Below are 7,184 nucleotides of genomic sequence, written 5' to 3'. Positions count from 1 at the left end.
GTGGGCGCGCCCGTCGCGCCGGAGGGCGGCGTGATCGTCGCGCGGAGCCGCGGAATCGCCCCGCCGCCCGTGCCCGCAAAACCGCCGGCACGTCCGCGCACGCCGCAGCCGGCGGCGGAGCCGCTCGCGCGCGCACCGGATACGGCCTGGGTGGTGCAGCTCGCCGCGACCGAATCCGAAACGCGGCTGCGCAGCTACGCCGAACGCAACGGCCTCAGCGGCTACGTGATCCTGCGCACCCGGCGCAACGGCCAGGACTGGCACGTGCTGCTGCTCGGCGGTTTCCATCCGAATCAGGCGGCGGCCGAAACGGCCCTGACCCGCCTGCCCGAGGCGCTGCGCAGCGAAACCACGCCCTGGGTGCGCAGCGTGCGTTCGCTGCGCCGGCTGCTGCCGCCCGCCGATCCCGCGCCCTGACGGCGCGGGCTGCACCGTTTCGGCGCACCCGCATCGGGCATGCGCGATTGAGTCAGGCTGCGGGAAAAGTCAAGGCTTCGCTGTCCGCTTACGTTTACCGATGCGGCACTGCACCGTTATACTGCGCGGTCCGCGTCACTGGCCGCCGGCATGAATCCTGCTCATACCGGCTCCGATGCGCAGCCAGCCCCCCACGGTCCGGCATCCCCGGCCGGCCGTCACCCACGTTAGCGGCATACTCTGCAGGCGGAGCAAAGATGCAGACGAATCAGCAGCAGGGCCTGTACCGGCCCGAATTCGAGCGCGACAACTGCGGCTTCGGCCTCATCGCGCAGATGGACGATCAGGCCAGCCACTGGCTCGTCAAGACCTCCATCGCCGCGCTCGCCCGCCTGACCCACCGCGGCGCGGTTGCCGCCGATGGCAAGTCCGGTGACGGCTGCGGCCTGCTGATGAAGAAACCCGACGGCTTCCTGCGCATCGTCGCCGCCGAGGCCGGCCTGACGCTGGGCTCGCTGTATGCCTGCGGCCTGGTGTTCCTGAACACCGACGCGCAGAAGGCGCAGGCCGCGCGCACGCTGCTCGAAACCGAACTCGGCAAGGAAGGCCTGACGGTCGCCGGCTGGCGCACCGTGCCGACCGATCCCGCCTGCTGCGGCGAGGAAGCCCTGAAGACGCTGCCGCTGTTCGAGCAGATCTTCATCAACGCCCCCGAAGGCATGGACCCGGCGCAGTTCGAGCGCCATCTGGTCGTCGCCCGCCGGCGCACGGCCTACGGGCTGATGGACAGCGACAAGGCCTTCTACGTCGTGACGCTGTCGGCGCATGTGCTCGGCTACAAGGGTCTGGTGATGCCGGCGGCGCTGCCGGAGTTCTACAAGGATCTCGAAGACCCGCGGCTGGAATCGTCGATCTGCGTGTTCCACCAGCGCTTCTCGACCAACACGATGCCGCAGTGGAAGCTCGCGCAGCCGTTCCGCTACCTCGCGCACAACGGCGAGATCAACACGGTCCAGGGCAACCGCAACTGGGCGCTGGCGCGCGGCTACACGTTCTCGTCGCCGCTGCTGCCGATGCAGGACCTGCGGCCGATGGTCAACATGACCGGCTCGGACTCCAGCTCGCTCGACAACATGCTCGAAGTGCTGCTCGCCGGCGGCATGGACGTGTTCCGTGCGATGCGCCTGCTGGTGCCGCCGGCCTGGCAGAACGTCGATCACCTCGATCCGGACCTGCGCGCGTTCTACGAGTACAACTCCATGCACATGGAGCCGTGGGACGGCCCGGCCGGCATCGTGCTGACCGACGGCCGCTACGCCGCGTGCACGCTCGATCGCAACGGCCTGCGGCCGGCGCGCTGGGTGATCACGAAGGACCGGCACATGACGATCGCCTCGGAGATCGGCGTCTACGACTACACGCCCGGGGAGGTCGTCGCCAAGGGCCGCGTCAAGCCCGGCGAGATGCTGGCCGTCGACACCGCGACCGGCACGCTGCTCAGCCCCGCCGACATCGACAACCTGCTGAAGACGCGCAAGCCCTACCGCCAGTGGCTCGCGCAGAACACCAAGTACCTGAAGTCGATCTTCCCGAAGGATGTCGCCAGCTCCGAGCCGCTGAAGGCCGACGAGCTCGCCGTCTACGAAAAGCTCTTCCAGGTCAGCTTCGAGGAGCGCGACCAGGTGCTGCGCATCCTCGCCGAGGGCGCGCAGGAAGCCGTCGGCTCGATGGGCGACGACACGCCGTTCGCGGTGCTCTCCGAGCGCGCGCGTTCGCCGTACGACTACTTCCGCCAGCAGTTCGCGCAGGTCACGAACCCGCCGATCGATCCGCTGCGCGAAGCGATCGTCATGTCGCTCGAAGGCTGCATGGGCGCCGAAGGCAACATGTTCGTCGAGGACGAGCTGCTGTCCGAACGCCTCGTGATCTCCTCGCCGGTGCTCTCCGAAGGCAAGTTCCGCGCGATCCTGAAGCTCAACGACGGCCGCTACGCGCACCAGCGCATCGACCTGAACTACCCGGCCTCCGAAGGTCTGGCGCAGGCGGTCGCGCGCTTCGCCGACGAGGCGGTCGCCGCCGTGCAGGCCGGCAAGGTCATGATCGTGCTGTCCGACCGCTCGATCGAGCCGGGCCGGCTGCCGGCGCACGCCGCGCTCGCCGTCGGTGCCGTGCACCAGCGCCTCGTGCACGAGGGCCTGCGCTGCAAGGCCAACCTGATGGTCGAGACCGCGACCGCCCGCGACCCGCACCAGTTCGCGGTGCTGATCGGCTTCGGCGCGTCGATGGTCTACCCCTACCTGGCCTTCGAGGTCATCGAGGATATGGTCCGCACCGGCGAGATCACCTCGAAGGACACGGCCAAGCTCGCCGAGAACTACCGCAAGGGCATCAACAAGGGCCTGTTCAAGATCATCTCGAAGATGGGCATCAGCACCATCAACAGCTACCGCGGCGCGCAGCTGTTCGAGATCGTCGGCCTGCACGAGGAAGTCGTCGGGCTCTGCTTCACCGGCACCACCAGCCGCATCCAGGGCGCGAACTTCGCCGACCTCGAAGCCGACGTGCAGGCGCTCGCCGCCGGTGCCTGGCGCCCGCGCGTGGCGCGCGAGCAGGGCGGACTGCTGAAGTACGTGCACGGCGGCGAGTACCACGCCTACAACCCGGACGTGGTCCAGCAGCTGCAGGCCGCCGTCAACAGCGGCGACTTCAAGCTCTGGAAGGTTTATTCCGAGTCCGTCAACACCCGGCCGGTCGCGACCTTCCGCGACCTGCTGCAGCTGAAGGCCGATGGTGCGAAGCCGGTGCCGCTCGATCAGGTCGAGCCGCTCGATGCGATCCTCAAGCGCTTCGACTCGGCCGGCATGTCGCTCGGCGCGCTGTCGCCCGAGGCGCACGAGACGCTCGCCGAAGCCATGAACCGCCTCGGCGGGCGCTCGAACTCCGGCGAGGGCGGCGAGGACCCGGCGCGCTACGGCACGGTGAAGGTCTCGAAGATCAAGCAGATCGCCTCGGGGCGCTTCGGCGTGACGCCGGCGTATCTCACCAGCGCCGAGGTGCTGCAGATCAAGGTCGCGCAGGGCGCCAAGCCCGGCGAGGGCGGCCAGCTGCCCGGTGACAAGGTCGATGCGACGATTGCCCGGCTGCGCTTCTCGCGCCCGGGTGTCGCGCTGATCTCGCCGCCGCCGCACCACGACATCTACTCGATCGAGGACCTCGCGCAGCTGATCTTCGACCTCAAGCAGGTCAACCCGCGGGCGCTGGTGTCGGTGAAGCTCGTCGCCGAGGCCGGTGTCGGCACGATCGCCGCCGGTGTTGCCAAGGCCTACGCCGACCTCATCACGATCGCCGGCTACGACGGCGGCACCGGTGCCTCGCCGCTGACCTCCGTCAAGTACGCCGGCAGTCCGTGGGAGCTTGGCCTGACCGAGACGCACCAGACGCTCAGGCGCAACAACCTGCGCGACAAGGTGCGGCTGCAGACCGACGGCGGCCTGAAGACCGGCCTCGATGTCATCAAGGCCGCGATCCTCGGCGCCGAGAGCTTCGGCTTCGGCACCGGCCCGATGATCGCGATGGGCTGCAAGTACCTGCGCATCTGCCACCTGAACAACTGCGCGACCGGCGTGGCGACGCAGAACAACGTGCTGCGCCTGAACCACTACAAGGGCACGGTCGAGAAGGTGATGAACTACTTCCGGTTCATCGCCCAGGAAGTCCGCGAGCTGATGGCCATGCTCGGCATCACGCGCTTCACGGACCTCATCGGCCGCACCGACCTGCTGGAGATCCTGCCCGGCAGCACCGGCAAGCACGCGCGCCTCGATCTGGCACCGATCCTCTCCGACGGCGGCGTGGCGGCCGACAAGCCGCGCTTCTGCGTCGAGCCGCACAACGCGCCGTTCGACAAGGGCGAGCTGGCCGAGCAGATGGTGCGCGACACGCTGGCGGCGATCGAGGCGAAGCGCGGCGGCGAGTTCGCATACACGGTCAGCAACACCGTGCGCTCGATCGGTGCGCGCCTCTCCGGCGAGATCGCGCGCCGCTACGGCGACCAGGGCATGAACGACGCGCCGGTCACGCTGCGCCTGACCGGCACCGCCGGCCAGAGCTTCGGCGTCTGGAATGCCGGCGGCCTGCACATGATCCTCGAAGGCGACGCCAACGATTACGTCGGCAAGGGCATGGCCGGCGGCAAGCTGGTCATCCACCCGCCGCGCGGCTCGGGCTTCGTCGAGCAGGACACGACGATCATCGGCAACACCTGCCTGTACGGTGCGACCGGCGGCAAGCTGTTCGCGGCGGGGCTCGCCGGCGAGCGCTTCGCGGTGCGCAACTCCGGCGCGATCACCGTCGTCGAGGGCGTCGGTGACCACGGCTGCGAGTACATGACCGGCGGCGTGGTCGCGGTGCTCGGCGGCACCGGCGTCAACTTCGGCGCCGGCATGACCGGCGGCTTCGCGTTCGTGCTCGACGAGGACAACACCTTCGTCGATCGCTACAACCACGAGCTGATCGACATCCACCGCATCTCGACCGAGGCGATGGAACCGCACCGCCACTACCTGCGCGGACTGATCGAGGAGTTCGTCGCCGAGACCGGCAGCCCGTGGGGCCGGCAGATCCTCGCCGACTTCCGCCGCTATGCGTCGAAGTTCTGGCTGGTCAAGCCGAAGGCCGCCGATCTGGCCACGCTGCTCGACACGCTGCTGCAGGCCGCCTGACGCGCTCTGCCGCGCACCGGGGCCCCGGCCCCGGTGCCGCGGTGCCTGCCCGATATCGCCTCTCACCCAAGCGGATCGTCATGTCCAAAGCCAAACCGATGCTGTTCCTCGACGTGAGCCGTCAGGATCCGGCGAAGACGCCGGCCGAAGTCCGCCGGCACGAATTCAACGAAATCTACGGCCAGTTCGACGCCAAGCTGGCGGCGACCCAGGCCGGGCGCTGCCTGCACTGCGGCAACCCGTACTGCTCGTGGAAGTGCCCGGTGCACAACCACATCCCGCACTGGCTGCAGCTGATCAACGAAGGCAACCTGTTCGAGGCGGCCGAGCTGTCGCACAAGACCAACTCGCTGCCCGAGATCTGCGGCCGCGTCTGCCCGCAGGATCGCCTGTGCGAAGGCGCCTGCACGCTGAACGACGGCTTCGGCGCGGTCACGATCGGTTCGGTCGAGAAGTACATCACCGACGAGGCGATCAAGGCCGGCTGGCGGCCGAAGCTCGATCACGTCAAGCCCACCGGCAAGAAGGTCGCGATCATCGGGGCCGGCCCGGCCGGCCTCGGCTGCGCCGACATCCTCGTGCGCAACGGCGTCAAGGCCGTCGTCTACGACCGCCATCCGCAGATCGGCGGCCTGCTGACCTTCGGCATCCCGCCGTTCAAGCTCGAAAAGGACGTGCTGCAGACCCGACGCGAGCTGATGGAAGGCATGGGTGTCGAGTTCCGGCTTGGCGTCGAGGTCGGCACCGACCTGAGCTTCCAGAGCCTGCTCGACGAGTACGACGCCGTGTTCCTCGGCATGGGCACGTACACGTACATGAAGGGCGGCTTCCCGGGCGAGGACCTCGCCGGCGTTCATGACGCGCTGCCCTTCCTGATCTCGAACATCAACCGCCTGCTCGGCTACGAGCGCAGCGCCGCCGACTTCATCGATGTCGCCGGCCAGCGCGTCGTCGTGCTCGGCGGCGGCGACACGGCGATGGACTGCAACCGCACCTCGATCCGCCAGGGCGCGACCAGCGTCACCTGCGCGTACCGCCGCGACGAGGCCAACATGCCCGGCTCGAAGCGCGAGGTCGCCAACGCCAAGGAAGAAGGCGTGAAGTTCCTCTGGAACCGCCAGCCGGTCGAGATCGTCGGCAACGGCCGGGTCGAGGGCGTCAAGGTGGTCACCACCCGGCTCGGCGCGCCCGATGCCCGCGGCCGGCGCAGCCCCGAGGTCGTGCCCGGCTCCGAGGAGATCATCGCGGCCGACACCGTGCTGATCGCCTTCGGCTTCCGTCCGGACCCGAAGCCGTGGTTCGCCGAGTTCGGCATCGCCACCGATGATCGCGGCCGCATCGCCGTGCGCGCCGCCGGCAGCGAGCGCCAGTTCCAGACCGGCAACCCGAAGGTGTTCGCCGGCGGCGACATGGTGCGCGGTTCCGATCTGGTCGTGACCGCGGTCTTCGAAGGCCGCGAAGCGGCACTCGGCATCCTCGACTACCTCGAAGTCTGAGCCTCCCGCCCCCCGCAGCGGCTGCCGCAAGCCTCCGGCGGCCGCTGCGGCGGCGCATCGTGGCCGATCGGCGCGCGATGCGGCACACTGCCGGCCTTTCCGCGCCGTGTTGCCGAGCCCGCCGATGAACCCGCCCCTGAAGAACGACCGATTCCTGCGCGCACTGCTGCGCGAACCCGTCGATGCGACGCCGGTCTGGATGATGCGTCAGGCCGGCCGCTACCTGCCCGAGTACCGCGCCACGCGCGCGCGCGCCGGCAGCTTCATGTCGCTCTGCACCGCTCCGGAGCTGGCCTGCGAGGTCACGCTGCAGCCGCTCGCGCGCTTCCCGCTCGATGCGGCGATCCTGTTCTCCGACATCCTGACCGTGCCCGATGCGATGGGGCTCGGCCTGTCCTTCGCCGAGGGCGAGGGGCCGCGCTTCGCGCACCCGGTGCGCAGCGCCGCCGAGATCGAACGCCTCGGCGTGCCCGATCCCGAACTCGAACTCGGCTACGTGATGGACGCCGTGCGCCTGATCCGCCGCGAACTCGCCGGTCGCGTGCCGCTG

The 7,184-nt window shown here is 69.2% G+C and carries 4 protein-coding genes; all 4 read left to right on the top strand.

Annotation, left to right across the window (positions count from 1 at the left end; all coding sequences use genetic code 11):
- Window positions 1–417, top strand: a 417-nt coding sequence (locus PKE44_RS12650) for an SPOR domain-containing protein (protein ID WP_324551743.1), incomplete at its 5' end; no start/stop codon positions are given.
- A gap of 257 nt (window positions 418–674) precedes the next feature.
- The gene (gene gltB / locus PKE44_RS12645; protein WP_324551740.1) at window positions 675–5,138 is read left to right on the top strand and encodes a glutamate synthase large subunit; all 4,464 of its coding nucleotides are present in this window, start codon (window positions 675–677) and stop codon (window positions 5,136–5,138) included.
- An 80-nt stretch (window positions 5,139–5,218) separates the two neighbouring features.
- Window positions 5,219–6,634 (top strand): FAD-dependent oxidoreductase, encoded by a 1,416-nt coding sequence (locus PKE44_RS12640; RefSeq protein WP_324551738.1) that lies wholly within the window; start codon window positions 5,219–5,221, stop codon window positions 6,632–6,634.
- A gap of 124 nt (window positions 6,635–6,758) precedes the next feature.
- Window positions 6,759–7,184 (top strand): uroporphyrinogen decarboxylase family protein (locus PKE44_RS12635; protein ID WP_324551737.1); only part of this gene is annotated, 426 nt, incomplete at its 3' end.

Source organism: Plasticicumulans sp., assembly GCF_035331805.1.
In the GTDB taxonomy this organism is placed as follows: domain Bacteria; phylum Pseudomonadota; class Gammaproteobacteria; order Competibacterales; family Competibacteraceae; genus Plasticicumulans.
This window is presented reverse-complemented; position numbering and strand designations above follow the sequence as displayed.

Coding starts and splice junctions, on each gene's coding strand:
- gltB (WP_324551740.1), top strand. CDS start 675: ATGCAGACGAATCAGCAGCAGGGCCTGTACCGGCCCGAATTCGAGCGC.
- PKE44_RS12640 (WP_324551738.1), top strand. CDS start 5,219: ATGTCCAAAGCCAAACCGATGCTGTTCCTCGACGTGAGCCGTCAGGAT.